Annotated in this window: 21 protein-coding genes; 8 read left to right on the top strand and 13 right to left on the bottom strand. The window is 58.3% G+C overall.

The window, feature by feature from the left end; genetic code table 11:
* Both ACNY69_RS13280 and ACNY69_RS13275 read left to right on the top strand, forming a co-directional pair.
* Nucleotides 1–948 carry a carbohydrate kinase family protein gene (locus ACNY69_RS13280; protein WP_418798678.1) on the top strand — a complete coding sequence of 316 codons (948 nt, stop codon included), beginning with the start codon at nucleotides 1–3 and terminating at the stop codon, nucleotides 946–948.
* A gap of 2 nt (nucleotides 949–950) precedes the next feature.
* The gene (locus tag ACNY69_RS13275; RefSeq protein ID WP_418798676.1) at nucleotides 951–2033 is read left to right on the top strand and encodes an ABC transporter ATP-binding protein; all 1083 of its coding nucleotides are present in this window, start codon (nucleotides 951–953) and stop codon (nucleotides 2031–2033) included.
* 129 nt (nucleotides 2034–2162) lie between these two features.
* Here ACNY69_RS13275 and ACNY69_RS13270 read toward each other — a convergent pair whose 3' ends face one another.
* A complete protein-coding gene (locus ACNY69_RS13270) occupies nucleotides 2163–4103 on the bottom strand; it encodes a methyl-accepting chemotaxis protein (RefSeq protein ID WP_111138403.1) in 1941 nt (646 codons plus the stop codon).
* Nucleotides 4104–4621: 518 nt separating this feature from the next.
* On the opposite strand from ACNY69_RS13270, the gene ACNY69_RS13265 reads away from it, so the two are divergent.
* Nucleotides 4622–5758 carry a Fic family protein gene (locus ACNY69_RS13265; RefSeq protein ID WP_418798674.1) on the top strand — a complete coding sequence of 379 codons (1137 nt, stop codon included), beginning with the start codon at nucleotides 4622–4624 and terminating at the stop codon, nucleotides 5756–5758.
* A 68-nt stretch (nucleotides 5759–5826) separates the two neighbouring features.
* Here ACNY69_RS13265 and ACNY69_RS13260 read toward each other — a convergent pair whose 3' ends face one another.
* The 12 genes from ACNY69_RS13260 to ACNY69_RS13205 form a co-directional block, all read right to left on the bottom strand.
* Nucleotides 5827–6162 (bottom strand): YebG family protein, encoded by a 336-nt coding sequence (locus ACNY69_RS13260; protein ID WP_111138401.1) that lies wholly within the window; start codon nucleotides 6160–6162, stop codon nucleotides 5827–5829.
* Nucleotides 6163–6319: 157 nt separating this feature from the next.
* The gene (locus tag ACNY69_RS13255; RefSeq protein WP_111138400.1) at nucleotides 6320–7114 is read right to left on the bottom strand and encodes an SIR2 family protein; all 795 of its coding nucleotides are present in this window, start codon (nucleotides 7112–7114) and stop codon (nucleotides 6320–6322) included.
* The gene (locus tag ACNY69_RS13250; RefSeq protein WP_111138399.1) at nucleotides 7111–7671 is read right to left on the bottom strand and encodes a non-canonical purine NTP pyrophosphatase; all 561 of its coding nucleotides are present in this window, start codon (nucleotides 7669–7671) and stop codon (nucleotides 7111–7113) included. Before ACNY69_RS13250 ends, ACNY69_RS13255 begins: the two co-directional genes overlap by 4 nt.
* 157 nt (nucleotides 7672–7828) lie before the next feature.
* A complete protein-coding gene (locus ACNY69_RS13245) occupies nucleotides 7829–8737 on the bottom strand; it encodes an ABC transporter substrate-binding protein (protein ID WP_111138398.1) in 909 nt (302 codons plus the stop codon).
* Nucleotides 8734–9528, bottom strand: coding sequence for an amino acid ABC transporter ATP-binding protein (locus ACNY69_RS13240; protein ID WP_375717668.1), 795 nt, complete (start codon nucleotides 9526–9528; stop codon nucleotides 8734–8736). The genes ACNY69_RS13245 and ACNY69_RS13240 overlap by 4 nt, the downstream gene beginning before the upstream one ends.
* Nucleotides 9512–10435 carry an amino acid ABC transporter permease gene (locus tag ACNY69_RS13235; protein ID WP_128086787.1) on the bottom strand — a complete coding sequence of 308 codons (924 nt, stop codon included), beginning with the start codon at nucleotides 10433–10435 and terminating at the stop codon, nucleotides 9512–9514. Before ACNY69_RS13235 ends, ACNY69_RS13240 begins: the two co-directional genes overlap by 17 nt.
* Nucleotides 10436–10444: 9 nt before the next feature.
* Complete coding sequence (locus ACNY69_RS13230; protein WP_418798671.1) at nucleotides 10445–10963, bottom strand: GNAT family N-acetyltransferase; 519 nt, start codon at nucleotides 10961–10963, stop codon at nucleotides 10445–10447.
* A 10-nt stretch (nucleotides 10964–10973) separates the two neighbouring features.
* The gene (locus ACNY69_RS13225) at nucleotides 10974–11915 is read right to left on the bottom strand and encodes an ABC transporter substrate-binding protein (protein WP_293772336.1); all 942 of its coding nucleotides are present in this window, start codon (nucleotides 11913–11915) and stop codon (nucleotides 10974–10976) included.
* An 11-nt stretch (nucleotides 11916–11926) separates the two neighbouring features.
* The gene (locus ACNY69_RS13220) at nucleotides 11927–13240 is read right to left on the bottom strand and encodes an LLM class flavin-dependent oxidoreductase (RefSeq protein ID WP_111138393.1); all 1314 of its coding nucleotides are present in this window, start codon (nucleotides 13238–13240) and stop codon (nucleotides 11927–11929) included.
* A 78-nt stretch (nucleotides 13241–13318) separates the two neighbouring features.
* Nucleotides 13319–14470: an amidohydrolase gene (locus ACNY69_RS13215; RefSeq protein ID WP_418798668.1), complete on the bottom strand. Its 1152-nt coding sequence runs from the start codon at nucleotides 14468–14470 to the stop codon at nucleotides 13319–13321.
* A gap of 19 nt (nucleotides 14471–14489) precedes the next feature.
* A complete protein-coding gene (locus ACNY69_RS13210) occupies nucleotides 14490–15488 on the bottom strand; it encodes an MsnO8 family LLM class oxidoreductase (protein WP_111138391.1) in 999 nt (332 codons plus the stop codon).
* A 488-nt stretch (nucleotides 15489–15976) separates the two neighbouring features.
* Nucleotides 15977–16711 carry a GntR family transcriptional regulator gene (locus tag ACNY69_RS13205; RefSeq protein WP_111138390.1) on the bottom strand — a complete coding sequence of 245 codons (735 nt, stop codon included), beginning with the start codon at nucleotides 16709–16711 and terminating at the stop codon, nucleotides 15977–15979.
* A 514-nt stretch (nucleotides 16712–17225) separates the two neighbouring features.
* Here ACNY69_RS13205 and ACNY69_RS13200 point away from each other — a divergent pair.
* The 5 genes from ACNY69_RS13200 (at nucleotide 17226) to ACNY69_RS13180 (ending at nucleotide 22764) form a co-directional block, all read left to right on the top strand.
* Nucleotides 17226–17675, top strand: a complete 450-nt coding sequence (locus ACNY69_RS13200; protein WP_111138389.1) for a PTS sugar transporter subunit IIA — start codon at nucleotides 17226–17228, stop codon at nucleotides 17673–17675.
* Between the two features lie 46 nt (nucleotides 17676–17721).
* Nucleotides 17722–17994 (top strand): PTS sugar transporter subunit IIB, encoded by a 273-nt coding sequence (locus tag ACNY69_RS13195; RefSeq protein ID WP_111138388.1) that lies wholly within the window; start codon nucleotides 17722–17724, stop codon nucleotides 17992–17994.
* Between the two features lie 40 nt (nucleotides 17995–18034).
* Entirely contained in the window at nucleotides 18035–19408 is a 1374-nt protein-coding gene (locus tag ACNY69_RS13190; protein ID WP_111138387.1) for a PTS ascorbate transporter subunit IIC, read from the top strand.
* Nucleotides 19409–19907: 499 nt separating this feature from the next.
* Entirely contained in the window at nucleotides 19908–21470 is a 1563-nt protein-coding gene (locus ACNY69_RS13185; RefSeq protein WP_418798665.1) for a pyridoxal phosphate-dependent decarboxylase family protein, read from the top strand.
* Between the two features lies 1 nt (nucleotide 21471).
* Nucleotides 21472–22764: a lysine N(6)-hydroxylase/L-ornithine N(5)-oxygenase family protein gene (locus ACNY69_RS13180; protein ID WP_418798663.1), complete on the top strand. Its 1293-nt coding sequence runs from the start codon at nucleotides 21472–21474 to the stop codon at nucleotides 22762–22764.

Genomic DNA, 22764 nt, shown 5'->3' with positions numbered 1-22764 from the left:
ATGATCGGGACTACCGCATCCACCCTCTATGTGGTGGGCAATATCAATGTCGATTTAATCATGAGCACGCTCGGCGAGTGGCCGCAGCGCGGCACGGAAGTGATGCTGCAGCACAGCGAGTTACGCCCCGGCGGCTCCGCCGGAAACTGCGCGCTGGCGCTGGAGGCGATGCAGGTGCCTCACCGGGCTATCGCGAATCAGGGTGACGACGGGTTCAGTCACTGGCTTGCCAGCCACTTTCCCCACAGCGCCGCCCACTGGCCGCGCTACCCCTGTGAAACTTCACTGACGGTCGGGGTGACCCATCCCGATAACGAGCGATCCTTTCTCAGCAATTATGGTCATATTACCGTGCTGACCGCAGAGGATGTGCTGGCACAGCTGCCCGCGCAGGCGGTGCCGGGCGACATCGTGCTGCTGTGCGGCACGTTTCTCTGTCTTGAACTCTATCAGCACTACCCGACGCTGCTGGCGACGCTGCAGCAGCGCGGCTTCTGCGTGGCCGTAGATACCGGCTGGCCGCCCGCAGGCTGGAGCAATGAAGTCCGCCTGTACGTCGGCCACTGGCTGGCGGCGTGCGACTGGCTGCTCCTGAACGAGGTGGAAGCGCTGGGGTTAACGGGTGCGGCGCGGCTGGACGAAAGCGGTGCCTGGCTGGCCGCGCGGCTCAGCGGTCGCGGCGGCTGCGTGATCAAGTGTGGCGCAGAGGGTGCGCGACTCTGGTCGGCCGCCTCGGTGCAGTATGCCGCCGCGCAGCCGGTGACGGTGATCGACACCATCGGCGCCGGTGACAGTTTTAATGCCGGCTTTCTCGCCGCGCTGCTCTACGGTCAGCCCTCCCATACTGCGCTGCGCTGGGGCATCGATGTGGCGTCCCAGGCGATAAGCAGCTCTCCCCGCCGCTACCCCAGCTGGCAACAACTCCAACTTTCCAATGAGGTGCGCTGATTATGGCCCGTGTTGAACTTGTACAGGTGGCGAAGCGCTACGGTAAACAGAGCGTGCTGCATCCGCTGGATTTAACCATTCCCGATGGCAGTTTCACCGTGCTGGTCGGCCCGTCCGGCTGCGGTAAATCGACCCTGCTGCGGCTGCTGGCCGGGCTGGATACCGTCTCTGATGGGGCGATCATGCTGGATAAAAAACGCATTAACGACCTCGATCCGGCTGACCGCGATATCGCTATGGTGTTTCAGAGTTATGCGCTCTATCCGCATCTTACCGTGGCCGAAAACCTGGCTTTCCACATGCAGGTGAAGAAGGTGAAGCGCGAGGAGCAGAAAAGCAAAATCGCCCGTATTGCCGCGATTCTGGGTATCGATCAGCTGCTGCAGCGCTATCCCCGCGCGCTGTCGGGTGGACAGCGGCAACGCGTGGCGATGGGCCGGGCGATGGTGCGAAATCCGCAGGTCTTTCTGTTTGATGAGCCGCTCTCGAACCTGGATGCACAGCTAAGAATGGAGCTGCGTGCCGAGATCAAATCGCTGCATCAGCGTTTCAAAACCACGATGGTGTATGTGACACACGATCAGGTCGAAGCGATGACGCTGGCAGATCAGATCGTGGTGATGAAAGAGGGCGTGATTGTGCAGCAGGGTGCGCCGCTGGCGATTTATGATCGCCCGGTTAACACCTTCGTGGCGCGGTTTATCGGTTCACCGCCGATGAATCTGCTGGCGGCCCGCTTTGAGACGCGGGATGCCCTGCCGGGGCTGCGCTGTGGTGAACAGTGGCTGCCGTTGCCGCGTCGCTGGCATGATGCCGCGCAGCGGCAGGCCGATCAGCCGGTCACGCTGGGCGTGCGCCCGCACGATCTAATCAGCGATGTCAGCGGGCAGCCAGCCACGGTCAGCATCGTGGAGATCACCGGCGAGTCTACTCTATTGCATCTCAACTGGCAGGGTTTTCCGCTGCATATGCAGCTCAGCGGGCGCAGCGACGCGGTGCCGGGTGGTACGCTGCCGGTGACCGTGAATCCGGAGAAGATGCACCTGTTTGATGCCAGCAGCGGTGTGCGGCTGACGGAGCAGTGATGCACGGCGGTCAGCGGCTGACCGGCTTAAGGCGACGCGCCTGCACACGCCACAGGGGCGTATGTATCCTGCGGCGCACGCGCACCTCCTGAGCCGCCGCACTTTTCAGATGCGGCGGCATGCAGGATGTTACGCCAGGTGGAACTGCTCGACCGACTGCGCCAGCTGCTGGGCCTGATCTTCCAGCGAGCTGGCGGCCGCCGACATCTGCTGCACCAGCGCGGCGTTCTGCTGGGTGGTGCCGTCCATCTCATTGACGGCAATGGTGATCTGGCTGATGCCGCGGGCCTGTTCATCGGAGGCCGTTACCATCTCGCCAATGATCCCCTGCACCGAACTGACGGCGTGCATCATCGCCTGCATGGTCTGACCGGCATCGTTTACCAGCCGGACGCCACTTTCGACTCTGACGCTCGACTCCTCGATCAGGGCGCCAATCTCTTTCACCGCGTTCGCACTGCGCTGCGCCAGGTTACGCACCTCTGAGGCCACTACGGCAAAGCCGCGCCCCTGCTCGCCTGCCCGCGCCGCTTCCACCGCCGCGTTCAGAGCCAGAATATTGGTCTGGAACGCGATGCTGTTGATCATGGTGGTAATGTCGCCGATCTTCTTCGAGCTGTCATCGATCTGCGCCATCGTCTGCACCACCTCGCCCACCAGCGTGGCCCCGCGGCTGGCGATGTGGGTGGCGTTTTCAGTCAGGCTGGTCGCCTGTTTAGCGTTGTCGGCGTTGAGCCGGATGGTGGCGCTGATCTGCTCCATGCTGGCAGCGGTCTGCTCCAGCGCGGCGGCCTGTTCTTCGGTGCGCGAGGCCAGATTAAGGTTGCCGCTGGCGATTTCGCCCGCGCCCTGCCGCACCGATTCGCTGGCATCTTTGATCTGGCCGACGATCTCGCGCAGCTGATTCTGCATCGTTTGCAGGGCGAAGAAGAGGCTGTGACTATCGCCCTTCTTCACGCTGATGGTGTTGTCCAGTCGGCCGTCTGCCACGGCCAGCGCAATGTTCGCCGCCTCGATGGGCTCACCGCCAATCGGCCTTAACACTTTACGGCTGAAGAGCATGCCGAGTACGGTGCCGACCAGCAGAATACTGACCACCATCAGCAGCACCGCCCACATCAGCTGGCGGTTAGCGGCGGCCATCACCTGACTCACCGGTGCCACCACGCCGAGATACCAGGGTTTGTCGCTGTTGCCGATCACCACCGGCTGCCAGGTCATCAGGGCCTTTTCACCCAGTACCGGATCGAAATGTTCGACGACGTTCGGGGTAAAATTGTCTTTCTCGCCTTTCCACACTTTTCCGGCTTCTTCTTTCACCGGGGAGGAGACCACCTTGCCGCCATTCGAGAGCAACAGGGCATATCCGGTGCCCTGCCAGGGTTTAATCTGGTTCACTTTCTGCTGCAGGGAGGCCAGCGAGATATCGGCGGTAACGATTGCTTTGAGGGCGCCCTGCTCGAAAATCACTGAGGCGACAGAGGTCAGCAGCGTGGGGACGCCGTTATAGGCGTAGCTGTAGGGTTCGATCAGTGTGTCTTTTCCGGCCTTATGCGGCACCAGGTAGTAATCCCCGTCGCCAGGCGTCAGGAAAGAGTCGAGCGGGTGCATTACGTAGTTGCCGGCGGTATCGCGGTCCACAAACCAGGCATAGCGACCTTCAGGTGCCTGACCGGGCAGCTTCGCAAACTCCGCATCGCGGCCGTCAAAGGCGTTCTGTTCAAAGGTCACGGACATCGACAGATAATCCGGGTTAGCGCGCAGCGCATACTCCATCACCTTATCGACCACTTTACGATCGCCGATCCCGGCGTGGGGTAAAGCAATGACGCTTTGTCCGAGGTGGTTCGCCACATCGCGCGCATGACTCAGCTCCTGCTGAACCTGAAGCGCACGGCTCTGAGCAATCTGCTGCAGATACTTCTCTGCCAGCGACTTCTGCTCACCGGCCGACTGCCAGCTCAGGACACCAATGGTGACGCTGAATCCCAGCATTATTGTCAGCCCGCCCATGACCAGCATCTGCGTGCGGGTGCTCATCTTTTTTTTATGTGTTACCTGACTGGCCATCGTGGTTCCCCTGAAAATTTACCTGTTTCTTGCCCTCCCTGTGAATGTGGTGCTCCCTTTATCCTCTATCGGCGGCGTTTTTTTGAACTTTAACGGCGGTTGTCAGGCAGCGCGAAAGGATTCAGCCCGTGTGGTGCGGGGAAGATGATCTGAAAGGGATTATGGCTTTGATGATGAACGGGCTTTTTTTGATCTGAAACAATACTGCCAGCCGGTATTACTGTCAGTTTATCTCTATCGCGGCTGTAACCCTGTCACCGAGGAGAGTTCTATGATTGGTAAATCCGGATTAGCTGTGGGGATGATCGTCTGGTTAGCCTATGTTGCCTGGATCGTTCACTACTATTCAGACACGTTTATGCAGTTCTCCCGCTAAACAATCAGGACCTTCGGGTCCTTTTTTCTCTCTTTCACTCCGCCAGGTTGCCCGCTGAGCCGTTTATTCGCTATTATCGACTCATTTCATGAGCCGAATAATTATACCTATTCGGCTCATTCCTCCTGACCGCGAGCCGTTTATGAGCATCACCTGGATCTGGCAGCAGCCCGACTGGCCCCATTTTCACTGGCAGGATGCGGTGCTGTTGCCGCGCCTGCGCCATCTGCAGCAGCAGCGCGGCCTGCTGTTGGGTCGTGCCAGCCTGCAGACCGACGGCGAGACACAGACGCTGGATACCCTGCTCAGCAATATTCTCTCCTCCTCCGCAATCGAGGAGGAGCGGGTCAACGTGCAGTCTGTGCGGTCGTCGCTGGCGCGGCGGCTGGGAGTGTCGGAAACGCAGCCCTACCCGGTTTCCGATCGCTCAGAGGGGCTGGCCGCGATGATGCTGGATGCGATCAATAACCGCAGCCAGCCGCTGACGCTGGAACGCCTTTATCAGTGGCACCACTGGCTCTTTCCGGCGGATGAGTGGACGGTGCAGCGCCTGAGCGTCGGCACGCTGCGCGGCAGTGAGCCGATGCAGGTGATCTCAGGACGCCTCGATCGCCCCACGGTCCATTTCGAAGCGCCACCGCGTCACGGGCTGGAGCCTCAGCTGGCGGAGTTCATCGCCTGGTTCAACAGTAGCCAGCAGGATGTGATGCTGGACCCGCTGCTGCGCGCCGCCATCTGCCATCTCTGGTTTGTCACCCTGCACCCGTTCGATGATGGCAATGGCCGCATCACCCGTGCACTGACCGATCTGGCGCTGGCGCAGGCGGACAGCCAGAGTATCCGCCTCTACGCCATGTCGCCCGCCATTCTGGCGCAGCGTGCCGGCTACTACCGCATCCTGGAGCAGACGCAGAAAGGCGATCTCGACATCACGCCCTGGCTGGTGTGGTTTCTGGATATTCTGGATGAGAGCCTGCAGCAGGCGATGCAGGTGATTGAACGTACTCAGAAGAAAGCACGATTCTGGCTGCGACATCAGGGAACCGGATTAAGCCCTGAACAGGTAAAAGTCCTGAACCGGTTGCTGGATGGAGGAGAACAGGGTTTTGAGCTGGGCATCAGCGCCAGTCAGTATCAGAAAGTGGCGAAAGTGAGTAAGGCAACCGCGACCCGACACCTGGCCGATCTGGTGGAAAAAGGCTGTCTTTACAGGCTGGAAGGCGGCGGGAGGAGCACCCGTTATCAGGTCAGTCACAATGAGGCAAACAGAGAGATCTGAGTGACGCCAGCCGTTATAGCCCGGCAAAAACAGCAACGCCGGAAGGCTCGCTTCCGGCGTCGTGGGGATTACGCGGCTTTAACGGCGCGCACTTTCTTTGTCGCGGGCTCGTCTGCCTGCTCGCTGGCATCCTGAGCGGCAGCGGACTTCGACGCGCTGGCCGCCGCTTCCGGCAGTTTGCTGGTGCGCAGGATATGCTGAACGGCATCTTTCTGATCGGCCATCAGCAGGCCCAGGGTTTCTGCCTGAGATTCGCCCATTTCAGGCTGCTGCTGTAACAGCCAGTCGGTGAAGGCTTCGGCCATATCGAGCATTTTGTCGTAGGCATCGGCCTCTTTCTTGTTGGCAAACGTCATCTTCTCTTCACCCTTTCTGACTACTACAAATTTTGTTTCAACAGCCATCTTTTTCGCCCTCAGGTACTGTGTATAAATACAGTATATCATGGCAGTGATGCATTGCCAGCAGAGATTAGAGTTTACGGGTGGTGCGCTGGCTAACTTTGTCCACGCGCAGGTTTTTTATTTTTTTCGGGTTGCCGTCCGCTACCTGACAGGCTGACTACACCAGCAGCTCCTCAAGAAACATCGCCAGGGCTTTGCGCGGATCGTCCTCTTCGGAGACGATCACCTCAATCCCCCACTGCCCCAGCACCTCTTTCGCCACCGGGTTATTCCGGTTAGTGAACAGGTACGATTTTGGCCGCGCGGTCGCCAGCCCGGTGCGCCCCCACATTTTAGTCAGACGGTAGAAGAGCAGACGAATATTGAAATCGCTGATGCTGTAGCCGACAAAAAGTACCGAGTTGCCCATGACGTCGTGCGTCAGTTTGATATCGAGCGGCGAGTCGAAATAGAGGCGTTCAAAATAGCTGCTTTCATCAAGCACGATGGAGGTGTCATCGTCGAAGTCACCGTGCAGCTTAATGATGTGGCGTTTGTCTTCAGTAAGAGAGACTAGGTCGGCCGCATTGGCCACTTTATAGTAAGGCACGCCGTTGGCATCATGCGCCGCTTCCAGCCAGCGGTCGTAATTGGTGGTGTAGATACGGGAGAAATTCCCCTGGGTGATCATGGTATGAATTTCAGAAGACCGGACATCGATATCCGGCCGGTGCCATTCACGATCCATCCAGCTGCGCAGCGGCCCGAGTGAGCCTTTTTTCTGTTTGTAATACTCCGCCAGCGACAGGTGGGTTCCGTATGTGTTGAAAATTTTAGGGTCGTAACCCAGCTCGTTGGCGAGATGCGCGATCAGTTCATGCCACTCAGGCAGGCCAAAGTTGCGCGAGATGCCCGCCCCGGCGAACAGGATCAGTTTGCCGGAATCATAAGCACGCTTGAGTTCAGGTTTCATGCCACGCTCCGCGAGGTTTTTAAAAAGGTGGCAAAGCGATCCAGCGCGATGCGCCGCATCGAGATCTCATTTTTGAGTTCGCCCATTTCTGCAAAGGTCTGATCGTAGCCTTCAGGGATAAACACGCAGTCCCACTGAAAGCCCCGCGTTCCGGCGGGTTGGGCAGCGATAGTGCCGCGCAGCTCACCCGAAAACTGATACATTTTGCGGCCATCGCAGTAGCCCAGCACCGTTTTAGCGGTCACGGCCTGGCTGTCGAGCCCCTGCACCAGCGCGGTAAAACGGTCGGCGTCCAGGCGATTCCAGAAAATGCGGGTCAGCCCGGCGGGCAGACCGTTCAGGCCATCCAGATAGAGGCCGGTGTGTTCGACAAACAGCGGCCGCCCTATCAGGGAAAAGGCTTTGGTGAGTTTGTCGCGCACCAGGTCCAGCTCATTTTCGGTCTGTATCTCTTCGATGCGACGGGCGATGGGCAACACTTCAACCCCGACAGGTTCGAGTATTTTGCGCACCTCCGCCAGTTTTTGCTCATTGGCAGAAAGGAATCTGATTTTCATGGGGCTTCCAGGTCAATTACTCCGGCACGCCGTGAGGGTTTTTATGAGGTCAGGCGGGCAGGATAAATCACTAACGCTGGAGAGTGTAGTTCAATTCTGTCGTCATCCGCTGACCTGAGACAGAACCGGCAGGGAAACGCACGCCGGTTCTGCCGGTTCAGTAAACGATGCCGGGGGGATTGATTGTCGAATGAGAGATGGCTTCATCCTGCTCGCCCCAGCGTGCCAGAACCTGCTGATACTGCCCGCCCGCTATGGCGTTATCCAGCGCCGCCTGCAGCGCGGGCGCCAGTCCGTTGCCCTTGCGGGTGGTCACCGCCACCCAGGCGCGAAAAGGCCCGCTGCCAACCAGCTTTGTCTGACCGCGCGACGCCACCTTCCAGGCCGCCATCGAGTGCGGCCCGAACTGCGCATCGGCCCGTCCTGACAGCAGCGCCAGCGTGGCGGAGGCGTCATCGGTCAGGTAGATCGGCGTCACGGCGGGCAGCCCTCTGGCCCGGTTCTGTGCATCCCAGCTCAGTAAGATGCGCTCCTGATTGGTGCCCGACGAGACGATGATCCGCTTGCCGGCAATATCCGCAGGCTGGTTGATCCGGCTGATCTTACTGTCACTTTTCACCGCAAAGGCGTGGTTATCCGCGCGGTAGGTCGCGAAATCGAACTTCTTCTTACGCTCCTCCGTGACGGCAATGTTGAACATCGCGACATCATAGCGTCCGGCGGTGATCCCCAGCGGCCAGTCCTCCCAGGAGGCGGGCACCAGCCTGAGTTTCAGGCCCAGACTGTCGGCCAGCAGTCTGGCGATGTCAGGATCGCTGCCAATCCGCGTCACATTGTCAGAGGCCAGCAGCGACAGCGGCGGCGAGTTGGTGGCGGAGGTCGCCACCGTCAGCGTGCCGGGCTCGATAAAGTGATACCCTGCAGGGATCTTCGCGATGGCCTGCGGGCTGGCCGCGACGTGAATCGGCGTCTCGTTCTGCAGCACATCCAGCGTCCGGCTGGCCTGCACGGCCAGGGCGGGCAGCAGCAGCGCCGTTGCGACTGCCGTGAACCTCAGCGCCTTCATAACACGCGCGCCAGAAACCGGCGTGTGCGTTCGTGACGCGGATGACTGAGCACCTGGGTGCTGCTGCCCTGCTCCACAATCCGGCCATCCACCATAAACACCACGTTGTCGGCCACTTCACGGGCAAAGCCGATCTCGTGGGTGACGATCACCAGCGTGGTGCCGGAACGTGCCAGTTTCTTGATCACGTCGAGCACCTCGCCAACCAGCTCCGGGTCGAGCGCCGAGGTCGGCTCATCGAACAGCATGACGCGCGGATTGAGCATCAGCGCCCGCGCAATCGCGATGCGCTGCTGCTGGCCGCCCGAAAGATGGCGCGGCCAGGCATCGGCCTTATGACGCAGGCCCACAATATCGAGCAGTTCTCCAGCCCGCGCTATCGCCTGCGCTTTCGTTAACTGCCGGTGCGCAACCGGCGCTTCGATCAGGTTGTCCAGCACGCTGAGGTGCGGGAACAGGTTGAAGTTCTGGAACACATAGCCCACGTTGATGCGCTGCCGCAGAATCGCTTTCTCTTTCAGCTCATACAGTCTGTCGCCGCGCTGCTGATAGCCGATGTAGTCGCCATCGATCTGAATAAAACCCTCATCGACCCGTTCGAGATGATTAATAGTGCGCAGCAGCGTGGATTTACCGGAACCGGACGGCCCGAGGATCACCGTGACCGATCCCGGCTCCAGCGACAGCGACACATCATCCAGCGCTTTGTGCTTACCAAAACGTTTAGTGACACCGGTGATGCTGATGGCCCCGGTGGTGTGCGAGGTGCGGTAATCAATGGCTTCGGACATGGCTGATCTCCTCGGTAGAATGAAGCGGTTCGGCGCGGTTACGCCACTGACGCCAGCGCGACGGCTGCGGTTCACGGGTGACGCTGCGGGCCATCCAGCGTTCAGCGTTGTACTGAATCACGGACAGCACCGTGGTGATGATCAGATACCAGGCGGCACCGACCATCAGGAGCGGGATCACCTCCTGATTGCGGTTGTAGATCATCTGGATGGTATAGAACAGCTCCGGCATCGCCAGCACGTAAACCACCGAGGTGCCTTTCGCCAGACTGATGATCTCATTGAATGCCGTCGGGATGATGGCGCGCAGCGCCTGTGGCAGGATGATGCGGAAGGTCCGGCGCGAGGCGGAGAGCCCTAATGCCGAGGCCGCTTCTACCTGACCGTGATCGACGCCGAGAATGCCGCCGCGAATAATCTCCGCGCTGTAGGCCGCCTGCACCAGGGTCAGCCCGATCACCGCCGCCGGAAACTGACCCAGCACATCGATGGTCTGAAACGCGCCCCACGACAGGCCGGTAAAGGGAATGCCGATCGACAGCGTGTCGTAGAGATAGGAGAAGTTATAGAGAATGATCAGCACCACAATCAGCGGCAGCGAACGGAACAGCCAGATATAGCCCCACGCCAGCGTGCTCAGCAGCCACGATGAGGAGAGCCGCGCCAGCGCCAGCAGGCCGCCAAAGAACAGGCTGAACAGGGTGCCGAACAGCGTCAGCAGCAGCGTCTGGCCTAAACCATGCAGGATCACCGGATCGAAGAACCAGCGGGCAAACACGCCCCACTCCCAGCGCGGGTTGAATGCCACGGACTGCACCACGCCCGCCAGAATAAACAGCGCCACGACAGCGCCCGCGGTCCGGGCCGGATAACGCGCCGGCACGACCTTTAATTGATGTTGGCTCATCGTCGCTCCTTAACTCGCCCTGGCGACGTCATGGACGCCGATCACTTTGATAAAACGCAGTCGTCCGTCGTGCGGTGGCTGACCATAACGCTCCAGATCGCCGCTGAGATCGAACTGCGGCTGATAGCCGTGCCCGGTATAGAGCCGCACCGCCTCCGGCTGGCGGAAGCCGGTGGTGAGAAACAGCCGCTGATAACCGGCCTGCAGGGCGCGCCGCTCCAGCTCCTGCAGCACCACCAGAGCCAGCCCCTGACGACGCAGATCGCGGCGCGTCCAGATGCGTTTCAGCTCTGCGGTCTGCGTGTCATAGGGTTTATACGCGCCCATCGCGATGATCTCGCCGTCACGCTCCAGCACGATAAACAGCCCCTGCGGCGGCAGATACCATTCGGTCAGCTCCTGCTCCAGTGCGTTGCGGCGGGAAAAGAAGTCGCCGTAACGCGCCGCATATTCACCAAACAGACCGCTGAGTATCGGTTGCAGCTCCGGTGCCTCCGGGGAGATTTCACGAAACGTGGATTCACTCATCGTCAGCTCCTCAGTCGCCCAGTCCGGCGGGATTAATTTCAGAACGGTCGATGCGCTCGACGCCCTCACCCCAGCGATTCAGTACCTTCTGGTAGTCGCCATTGCCGATTACCCCGTTCAGGGCGGTGCTGATAGGTTCCGCCAGACCGCTGCCTTTCTTCACCGTGACGGCAATGTGCGCCGCCTTCGGCCAGCCACCATCCACGCTGCCCACCAGACGGGTTTTGCCGGTCAGCGCCGCTTTCCAGGCGCCAATCACGTTGGGGCCGAAGTAGGCGTCGGCCCGCCCCGCCTGCAGAGCCAGGGTCTGGGCAGCGTCATCTTTTGCATAGATCGGCGTGAAGGCTTTACGCCCTTTGGCCTGATTCTCTTTGTCCCACGCCAGCAAAATCGCCTCCTGATTAGTGCCGGACCCCACGATGATCCGCAGCCCGGCGATATCCTCTGCTTTGGTCACGGACTGAATCGGGCTGCTGCTTTTGACATAAAAGCCCAGTGAATCTTTGCGGTAGGTGGCGAAGTCGAACTTCTCTTTGCGTTCGCGGGTCACGGTGATGTTGGAGATCGCCGCGTCATACTTGCCCGAGGCCACGCCCAGCGGCCAGCCTTCCCATGACGTCGGCACGACGTTGAGCCTCAGGCCCAGGCTGTCAGCCACCAGGCGGGCGATATCGACTTCGCTGCCGAGCAATGTTTTGTTGTCATCGGAGAACACCGTCAGGGGCGGCGAGTTCAGCGCGGCGACCGCCACAGTAAAGGCACCCGGTACGACAAAATGGTGCCCGGCGGGGAGTTGCGCGATCGCCGCCGGGTTTTTTGCGGTGTTAATCGCGGCTTTATTGGCCTCAAGGCTGACGCGCTGACCGTTGTAGGAGACGCTGGTGCCCTCCGCCAGCACGTTGCTGCTGGCGGCCAGAATAAGCAGGGCGATAAGACGCAGTGATGTTTGCATGGCGTGTGCTCTTATTGTGAGGTGTACTGATTAACGGGTTGTTTCAACGCGAAGCTGTCGCGCAGGGTCGTGCCCGGATAGTCGAGACGCGTCAGGCCACGCGCCTGCAGAATCGGCACCACGCGGTCAACAAAGCGTTCAAAGGTGTCGGGCGTGCCGCCGTTAATGATGAAGCCGTCGGCGGCGTGCGTTTCAAACCAGAGTTGCAGGCCATCGGCCACCGCGTCTGGCGTGCCATGAAACAGCGGGCGCGGGGTAGCGGCTTCCAGCGCGGCCTGACGGAGCGTGTGACCATGCTCTCTGGCCTTGCGTTTGATCTCATCCGTGGTGCTGCGGAAACTGTTCTGGCCGATGTCACCGATATCGGGGAACGGCTCGTCGAGCGGATAGTGCGAAAAGTCGTGGTGGTCGAAGAAGCGTCCGAGATAATTAAGGGCATCGTGGATGGACACCAGCGCGGCTGTGGTCTGATACTGGCGCTCCACATCCTCGTCATCATCGCCAACGATCACGCTCACACCCTGGAAGATATGCAGATCCTCTGGCTGGCGACCATTGGCGACCAGCTGCTGCTTCACATCCTGATAGAATGCCTGCGCTTCTTCGCGGGTGGACTGATGGGTAAAGATGGCATCCGCATGGCGTGCGGCCAGCTTTTTACCATCCCCGGACGCGCCTGCCTGGAAGATAATCGGACGACCCTGTGGCGTGCGCGCAATGTTCAGCGGCCCCTGCACCTGGAAGAAGTCGCCGTGATGATCGAGCGTGTGCAGTTTTGACGGGTCGAAGAACTGGCCGCTCGCCTTATCACGCACAAAGGCATCGCCTTCCCAGGAGTCCCACAGGCCTTTTACCACCTGCAGATATTCGTCGGCGATGCGGTAGCGCAGCGCATGATCGGGATGCTGCTTGCGCGAAAAGTTTTTTGCCGATCCTTCCAGGGGTGAGGTCACCACGTTCCAGCCTGCCCGGCCGCCACTGAGATGATCGAGGCTGGCAAACTGACGCGCCACGGTAAACGGCTCGCTGTAGGAGGTGGAGACGGTGCCGACCAGCCCCAGATGTTTGGTAACGCCCGCCAGCGCCGACAGCAGCGTCAGCGGCTCAAAGCGATTGAGAAAGTGCGGGATCGACTTCTCATTGATAAATAACCCGTCAGCGACAAACAGAAAGTCGAGTTTGCCCTGCTCCGCCTTGCGGGCGATTTTTTTAGCGTAATCGAGGCTGATACTGGCATCGGCCTGTGCCGCCGGATGCCGCCAGGCGGACATATTTCCCGATGCGCCATGCAGAATCGTACCCAGCCGGAGGTGTCTTGTGGTCATAGTGTGCTCTCTTTTTTAGTCGTAGCAATGCCCGCGACGGGTGTCAGAACCCTCGTATTTTCAGGGCGGCAGATGAATTCAGTTAAGGCGGGGGGCCCGACATCGCGCCGTGAGATGCTGCAGCGCCTGGCGGGCCAGTCGGGCAAAGTAGTCGGCGGCAGGCGCAATCAGCGCCTCGTCCGGGTTGAAGCTGGCATGATGCAGACCCGCCTCGCTGGCGCTGCCGAGGCTGACAAAAGCTCCCGGCACCTGTTGCAGGTAGAAGGCGAAATCTTCGCCCAGCAGTTGCAGTCCGGCGTTCTGCACACGATAACCGGCCTGCCGTGCGACCTCACTGCTGAAGTCTGCCCAGTGTGCATCGTTGATCAGCACCGGCGGGCCGGGATGCCAGCTCAGCGTCGCCTGTGCGCCATTGGCTTCAGCGAAGTGCGTAACCAGGGTGCGCACCCGCTGCTCCAGCCCGGCGCGCAGCGTTGCATCGTGAGTGCGGGCCGTTCCGCCAAACTCCACAACGCCGGGCAGAACGTTCCAGCTTTTACCGCCGTCGATACGGGTGATGCTCAGCACCAGACTGTCCAGTGCACTGAAACTGCGGCTGGTAAGTCCCTGTAGCGCCTGAATGATCTGGCTGGCCGTAACAATGCTGTCAACACCCTGCTCAGGCGAAGCGGCATGTGCGCCTTTGCCGGTGACGCGGATAATAAATTTGTCTGCGTTGGCGTAAAACGCGCCGCTGCGGGTCGCAAAGGTGCCGACCGGCAGTGAGGGTTCGTTGTGCATCCCGAAGATCGCCTGAACCTCGTCCAGTACGCCAGCATCGATTAACTGGCGGGCACCACGGGCAATCTCCTCGGCAGGCTGGAACAGGATACGCACCCGGCCGGGCAGCTGATCGGCCTGCGCGTGAAGCCGCAGCGCCGCACCCAGCATCACTGCGCTGTGCAGATCGTGGCCGCAGGCGTGCATCACGCCAGGATGACGGGAGTGAAAACGCACGCCGCTCGCCTCATGGATGGGTAACGCATCAATGTCGGCGCGCAGCGCGACAACGGTTTCTCCGCGACCGATCTCTGCCACCACGCCCGTCTCCAGCGGATAATCAGCCAGACGGATACCCGACGCCTGCAGCCAGTTTCGCAGCCGGGCGGTGGTGGCGAACTCCTGCCCTGACAGCTCAGGCCAGGTATGCAGTTCACGCCGCCATTCAATCAGTTGTGATTCCGCACTCATGATGTCTCTCCACTGAGATTCAGGCTGCAACCAGATGACGCGTTGCCAGCAGTTCCAGTGAGCGCAGCCGGGCTGCTGGTTCAGCGATCGGCGTGTCGATCACAAACTCATCAATATCAAAGTTGTGATGCAGCGCGTCTAACTGCGCATGAACCTGAGCCGCGGTTCCCCTGAGCAGTGACGGCGTGCGCGGCTCGATCTGATACTCGCGGTATCCACCCTGCCGCACATAGCGTTCCGCCTGCTCCAGGCTGACGACGTTGACAGAAGGACCCTCTTTTACCGACACATGGTAGTGACGCAGTGAGCTGACCAGCAGATCAGCCTGGGCCGGGGAGTCGGCGACCACTACCTGCACGGCGACCAGCGCACGCTGACCCTGGCTCAGGCGGGAATAAGTACTCAGCGCATGTTCCAGCAGCTGGCGATCGCCATTCAGATGGGCGGCGAAGACAAACTGCCAGCCCAGACGGGCAGCCAGTTTTGCGCTCTCTTCACTGGCTCCCAGCAGAAAGCGGTTGGCCGGGCAGGAGGGCAGCGGCGTGGCGGCTAAGCCCTCTTCGTCGGGCTGCCTGCGGGCGGGTGTCAGCCAGCTATTCAGCAGCTGAAGCTGATCGGCAAAAGAACCTTTTTTTGCGGCATCGATACCCTGTTGCAGCGCATGGGTGGAGAGCGGCAATCCGCCCGGCGCTTTGCCTACGCCGATATCAATGCGTCCCGGCGCCAGCGACGCGAGCAGATTGAAGTTTTCCGCCACTTTGTAGGGACTGTAATGCTGCAACATCACGCCGCCCGAACCGACACGGATATGACGGGTCTGCGCAATGATCCACGCGATGAGCACCTCGGGTGAAGGACTGGCGAGCTGGGCGGTGTTGTGATGTTCCGCCAGCCAGAAGCGATGATAGCCCCACTCCTCTGCCCGTTGGGCCAGCTGCAGCGTGCGCTGCAACGCCGCGGTGGCCGACTCTCCCTGCGACACGGGTGCTTTGTCTAACAGACTCAATCGATATGCCATTTATCTGGTCCTTATGCATTTCTGTTGCTGACCAGTGTGCGGTGACGCCAGTTATTGGTAAAACATCATATTGTTTTATGCTTTCTTGAATTCCTTATAATGGCCACGCCAGGCAGGGAAATGCGCAGAAATGGGCGTGCAAAGCCGGTTTCAGACGCTTTTCACCCCTCTTTGTTGCCTGTTTTCGCAGCATGACGGGATTAAAATCGATAAGCTGGCAAAAGTTTGCAGAAAAACGTCTTATCTATCGGGGCCGATGCCGGGATGGGCGTATAAAGCGGGCGGGCGCGTGGCGGCGCTGTTTCAGAGAGCTGGCAACAGGGGGAGGCATAGAGGCTCAGCGAAGGAAAAAACGGGGCGATTCGCTTCGGCGGAAATAACGGGCAGGGACTTTTACCGGGTTATTTTACCGCGCAGGCCATTCCTGTTTTTCTGTCTGCCGAATGGCTGTGACGGTATAGCCAGCCGCAAAGCGGAAACGGCAGAAATTAAGGCCGCTGGGAATTCTGTTTTAATGGAAAATAGCGGGTGTTGATGATGGCAATATTAACTTCGCAGGGCACCCCGTCGTCGAGATAGACGGTTTCATTAATCTGGATGACCGCATCCCCTGGGCTTAAATTCAGCAGCGTCAGAGCCTCAGCGTGCGTGAGATTAATCGCCGTAAGATGCTGATCTCTGAGCTGAACCTTTTTTCCGGTCACCTCTTCAATATATGCATATTTCGAAATCTCCAGCTTGCTGAATTCCATGCTGCTGAAGAGGGAAACCGGCAGGTGAATCTGTTCGAGCGCCACCGGAATATCATCAAAACACATCAGGCGATGGATCTTATAGATCTGGTCGCTGTTTTTAATCCGCAACGCCTGGGCCATTTCCGCCGAGGGAACTTTGACAATACTGACCGAAATAATTTTCCGGACGCCTTTGTGCCCTTTCCGCTGCGCCTGAAAATCGAACGGCGAGAGCACATGAAAACGGTGAGCCTGACTGCTCATCTCCGTCGAACCCACAAAGATCCCCGAGCCTTTTACCCGGTATATCCGCTGCTGTTCAACCAGAATGCGCGTCGCCTCACGGACCGTGGCGCGGGTAATGCCGATGTTTTTTGCGATTGAGATTTCGGTGTCCAGTTTTTCTCCGGGTTGAAGGCCGTCCTGTTTAATTTTATTGAGGATGTAATCCACCACCTCTTTTTGCTTTTCAGTTATCCCATCAACCATCGATTTTCTTCCCCTATGCGTGAACCGGAGGCGCCACTTATCCGTGTCACTACAGTTCTGCCTGACATTGCCGGAGGAGTACTACACCGGCTACCTGAATATGTGATCAATTTAACAAATTGACACTGATATTTAGCCTGCGTACCCATATTTTAATTTTACAGGTTGTGTCCGTACACGTCGAAGTACATTATCAGGATGACTAGACATCTGAAAGATGTACAGATGTGGTGGTGTGAGTGAGTCCGCCTTTTTACATCTTCGCAGGCAGATGAATTATGCAGTAACTGCATGAATAAATGACGTTTATAAATTAATAGTCACTGTTTTTCATGGGTTCTTCATCTGTCCGGGTTATCAGATAACAGGGGCAGACAGCAGCAGACAGCCGCTTTTATTGGAAAAGTGACTGTACATCTGCAGCGTCGCCGGACTCACCAGCGCGCGCGTTTCCCCGCATCCGGGGTCGCGACTTACATAAATTTTATTACGCATTCGAGGCAGGGTTAAGACGATGTCAAATCTGGCTGACTGGCTGAATAACGAAAAAGTACAGTACGTTGAAAACGTTGCTGACTGGCGGGAAGCATTGGCCGTGGCGGGGCGTCCGCTGCTCCGTGAAGGCGCCATATCACAGGATTACATTGACGCCATTATTCACCAGAAAGAGGCGATCGGTCCCTTTTTTGTGATTGCGCCACAGATTGCTATGCCCCACGCGCGGCCGGAACAGGGCGCACATAAACTCGGGTTGTCCGTAGTGTTGCTGGGCAACGCCGTGACCTTTGACTCCGAAGAGAACGATCCCGTGAAGGTGATCTTTATGTTCTCCGCGCCGGACAGTAACAGCCATATCGAAATGATTTCTCATCTGGCAGAGGTGCTCTCCGATGAAAACATCATGGAGCAGATCTTTGCCGCCCGCAGTCAGCCGGCGCTGATGGCGATTCTGACCGGTGTTTAACCGGTCTGTCGCCCCCCTTTTCTAAAAACAGTTAACGAGGTCAGCTATGAAAATGATGGCAGTGTGTGGTTCAGGTCTGGGCAGCAGCTTCATGATGGAGATGAACATCAAGAAAGTGCTTAAGACGATTGGTGTTGAGGCTGAAGTGGAGCATTCCGATCTCGGTTCGGTTACGCCCGAAGTGGCCGATGTGTTTGTGATGGCGAAGGATATTGCCTACAGCGCTAACCTGCCGCCCGAGAAGGTCATCATCATCAATAACATCATCGATCTGAAAGAAATCGAGCAAAAAATACGTGAGTATTTTGAGAAAAACTGAAAGTTGATAAGCAGATAAACACCATACCCTCGAGGTTAATATGTTTACTCAAAACCTTTTGCAGTTCGTCGTCGATGTGCTGAAAGTGCCCTCCATTTTAGTCGGACTGGTGGCATGTTTCGGGCTGGTTGCGCAGAAGAAGCCCTTCCCGGATGTGATTAAGGGAACGGTAAAAACGATTCTGGGTTTTCTGGTGCTGGCAGGCGGAGCGACCGTGCTGGTCGGTTCCCTGACGCCGCTGGGCGACATTTTCAAGCAGGCGTTTGATGTTCAGGGCATCATTCCCAACAATGAAGCGATGGTCTCGATCGCCCTGGCAAAATATGGCGCACCGACCACGATGATCATGGCTTTCGGCATGGTCGCGAATATCGTTGTCGCCAGGTTTACCCGGCTCAAATATATCTACCTTTCCGGTCATGTCACCTTCTATATGGCCTGTATGATCGCGATTATTCTGTCGGTTGCCGGCTTTGAGGGTATTCAGCTTATTTACACCGGATCGCTGCTGTTAGGCATTCTGATGGCGACCTTCCCTGCTATCGCTCAGCCCTATATGCGCAAGATCATCGGCGGCGACCACGTTGCGCTGGCGCATACCGGAACGATTGGCTACGTCTTATCAGGCTGGATTGGCTCACTGGTGGGCAAAGGCTCTAAGTCCACCGAAGAGATGAACATGCCAAAAAACCTGAGTTTTTTGCGCGACAGCACCATCTCTATCTCTCTGACGATGATGATTATCTACCTCATCCTGTCGGTCTCGGCCGGTAAAGAGTATGTGGAGACGCATTTCAGTAACGGTCAGAATTACCTGGTTTATTCGTTTATCCAGGCGATTACCTTTGCGGCGGGCGTCTTTATCATTCTGCAGGGTGTGCGCCTGATTCTGGCGGAGATCGTTCCGGCCTTTACCGGCTTCTCCGAAAAACTGGTACCGGATGCCCGGCCTGCGCTGGACTGTCCGATTGTCTTCCCGTACGCGCCGAATGCGGTTCTGGTGGGCTTTATCTCCAGTTTTATCGGCGGTCTGGTCGGGCTGTTTGTCCTTGGCCAGCTTCACTGGGTTCTGATTCTGCCGGGCGTGGTGCCCCACTTCTTCTGTGGCGCGACCGCGGGCGTATTTGGTAATGCGACCGGGGGTAAACGCGGTGCCATCTGCGGCGCCTTTGCGCATGGCCTGCTGATCACCTTCCTGCCCGTTGCCCTGCTGCCCGTGCTGGGACAGATCGGCCTGACTAACACCACCTTCTCCGACACCGACTTTGGCGTTACCGGTATCCTTCTCGGCAACATGGCTCACTTTATGGATAAAGGCACCATCACAATGATCATCACCGGCATCTTTGCCCTGTTGGTGATTTTCAACTTTATGACCAGAAAGAAAGTGCCTGCAGAAACGAACGCAGGCTGAGTCACGCCTCTCCAGCCAGAAAGCGCGCTCTGCGCTTTCTGGCTGCTTCACGTCCCGTCCCGTTGAGTGACCCGAATAACGCTGTTTTATCGCGCCTGATCATGCTCCGGACCGGGCTGCCCTCGCCCAAATCCTGTTTCTTCGCCCCTGAAGCATCATGTCTTCCCCCCTAAAAAAGGACGATTCCGAATCAAAATTGTGATCAAAATCACATTTGCAACATAAGAGCAGCTAATAAATAAAATTTCACAATAAAACAATTGAATGCAAATGATTAACATTTACAATCTCATCCGCATATAACAAAGCGTTTAACGCTGATTAGTCCACAAATAATTTGTGGCATTGTCTCTTTTTAAGGTGAAAACACTCTGCCGGCCGATGGCCGGGTTTTTGTCTGGTTAGTTAGTTTTATGTTTACTGGAGTTGTTGAGCGGACATCCGGCGCTGCTGATTTTATGTCAGCAGGGTATCAGGTATTCACGCACAGGAACTAAACATGCTTTTACGCTCATCCACCCAGGCGGCACGGGAACCCGCGCCTGCCACGATTGCCAGCACGGCTGACACCGCCATTTTTAACGATCAGCAACTGGCAGCCTGGTCGCAGCAGACTCAGGAGGTGCTGGCGCTGATGACCCGCACCGTCACCGGCGTAGAGAAACCCTTCAGCGGCATCCTGCCCCACGAGCTGGCGGCCGAGTTCAGCGGCGTCGATCTGGATCGCCCGCTGGGCAACAACGAGGCGGCGCTGGCGGAGCTGAGCCAGCTCTATCTGCGCGACGCCGTCTGGTTCCACCATCCCAAATATCTGGCTCATCTGAACTGCCCGGTCGTGCTGCCCTCTCTGATGGCCGAGCAGATCATGGCCGCCGTCAACAGCTCGGTCGATACCTGGGATCAGAGTGCCGGTGGCACGCTGATTGAGCAGAAGGTGATCGACTGGACGCTGGGCCGCATCGGGCTGCCTGACGGATCGGACGGGATCTTCACCAGTGGTGGCACCCAGTCCAACCTCATGGCCATGCTGCTGGCGCGTGACAGCTGGTGTGCAGCGCATCATCCTGGTCATCTGATCAAGCAGCGTGGCCTGCCGGAGACCGCGCCCAGATGGCGGGTTTTTACCTCCAAACTCAGTCACTTCAGTATCCAGAAATCGATGGCGATACTCGGCCTGGGCTATGACGCGGTGATCGCCGTGGATCACGACGAACACTACCGTATGGATGTGGCTTCGCTGGAACAGGAGATTGCGCGCTGCCGCAGCGAGGGGCTGATCCCGATTGCCGTCGTCGCCACCAGCGGCACCACCGACTTTGGCAGCATCGATCCGCTGCCGGAGATCGCCCGCCTCTGCGAAGAGTCTGGCCTGTGGATGCACGTTGACGCCGCTTACGGTTGCGGGCTGCTGGTCTCTGAGAAGCACCGCTCGCGCCTTAACGGTATCGAACGGGCGGATTCGGTCACTGTCGATTATCACAAATCGTTCTTCCAGACCGTCAGCTGCGGCGCTTTCTTCGTCCGTGACAGCCAGAATCTGAAGCATGTCACCCACCATGCGGATTACCTGAACCCGCTGAGCGCTCAGCAGGAAGGTACGCCTAACCTGGTCAATAAAAGCATTCAGACCACCCGCCGCTTCGACGCGCTGAAAATGTGGCTGACCCTGCGCGTGATGGGACCGGCAGCCCTGGGTGACGCCTTCGATTCCCTGATCACGCTGACCGAGTCTGCCCATGCGCTGTTAAGTGCGCATCCTGCCATCGAAGTGCTGCACGCTCCGGAGCTGACCACCCAGATTTTCCGCTTCGTTCCGGGCAAACAGACCAGCGATGCGAAGATCGATGAGATTAACGCCGCCATCCGTAAAGCGCTGTTCCGCGCCGGCAATGCGGTTGTGGCCGGTACCCGGGTTGACGGACGCCAGTATCTGAAATTCACGCTGCTGAACCCCACCACCACCCCTGCGGACATCGAAGATGTGCTGAGCCTGATCACACATTACGGCCGGGAACAGGTGCGTGCCTCTGCACTGAGCGCGGTCAATCAGGGAGCGAACTGAAATGGATAAGCCTGTTTACGATTTTATTGGCGTCGGTATCGGCCCGTTTAACCTGAGCCTGGCCTGCCTGAGTGAGCCGGTCGAGGGGCTGAAGGGTCTTTTCCTGGATCAGAATCCGGGATTCGACTGGCACACCGGAATGATGCTGGAAAGCGCCCATCTGCAGACGCCATTCATGGCCGATCTGGTGACGCTCGCCGATCCCACCAGTCCCTACAGCCTGCTCAACTACATGAAGGAGAAGGGAAAACTTTACTCTTTTTATATCCGCGAAGATTTCTTCCTGATGCGCAAAGAGTATAACCAGTATTGTCAGTGGGCCAGTTCGCGGCTCTCCAGTCTGCGCTGGAACAGTCATGTGGATTATGTCAGCTACGATGAGGCCGCAGGCCTCTATCAGGTGCAGGTCACCGACACCCGCAGCGGGGAGAAACAGCGCTATCTGACGCGTCACCTGATCCTCGGCACCGGCCCGGTGGCCTGGATGCCCGAGTGCAGTCAGCCGCACCGCCAGCGCCTGACCCACTCCAGCCACTACCTGGCGCATAAAGCTGAACTTCAGCAGAAGCGGTCGATCACCGTGCTGGGCAGCGGCCAGAGCGCGGCCGAGATCTATTACGATCTGCTGACCGACATTGACCGCTTTGGCTATCAGCTTAACTGGATCACCCGTGCGCCGCGCTTCTATCCGCTGGAGTACACCAAGCTGACGCTGGAGATGACCTCGCCGGAGTGGGTCGACTATTTCCACGCCCTGCCCGCCCACACCCGCGATGAGCTGAATGCCCGTCACAAGAATCTCTACAAAGGCATTAACAGCAGTCTGATCAATGACATTTACGATCTGATGTACGTCAAACAGCTTGATGGCGACCTGAATGTCAATCTCTTCACCCATTCGGCCCTGACCGCGATGCGCTGGCTGCCGCAGGGGGAATTTGAGCTGACACTTCATCAGGAGGAGCAGGCGTGCACCTATACCCGGCGCACGGAGGGGCTGGTGATGGCGACCGGCTATCACTATCAGCCGCCGATGTTTTTAGAGGGCATCTCGTCGCGCCTGCGCTGGGATGACAAGGGGCGCTACGACGTGCAGCGTAACTACAGCATCGACCATCACAACCAGATCTTTGTGCAGAACGCCGAGCTGCACACCCACGGATTTGTCACCCCGGATCTGGGCATGGCCTGCTATCGCAACTCCGTGCTATTGCGCGAACTGACCGGACGCGAGGTTTACCCCATTGAGCGTCAGATCGCTTTCCAGACTTTCCCGGCTAAAACGGAGCGCTGA

The organism is Pantoea graminicola (genome assembly GCF_048452665.1).
Lineage (GTDB): Bacteria > Pseudomonadota > Gammaproteobacteria > Enterobacterales > Enterobacteriaceae > Pantoea.
Note: the sequence above shows the minus strand (reverse complement) of the source record. Positions and strands in the feature narration are given on the sequence as shown.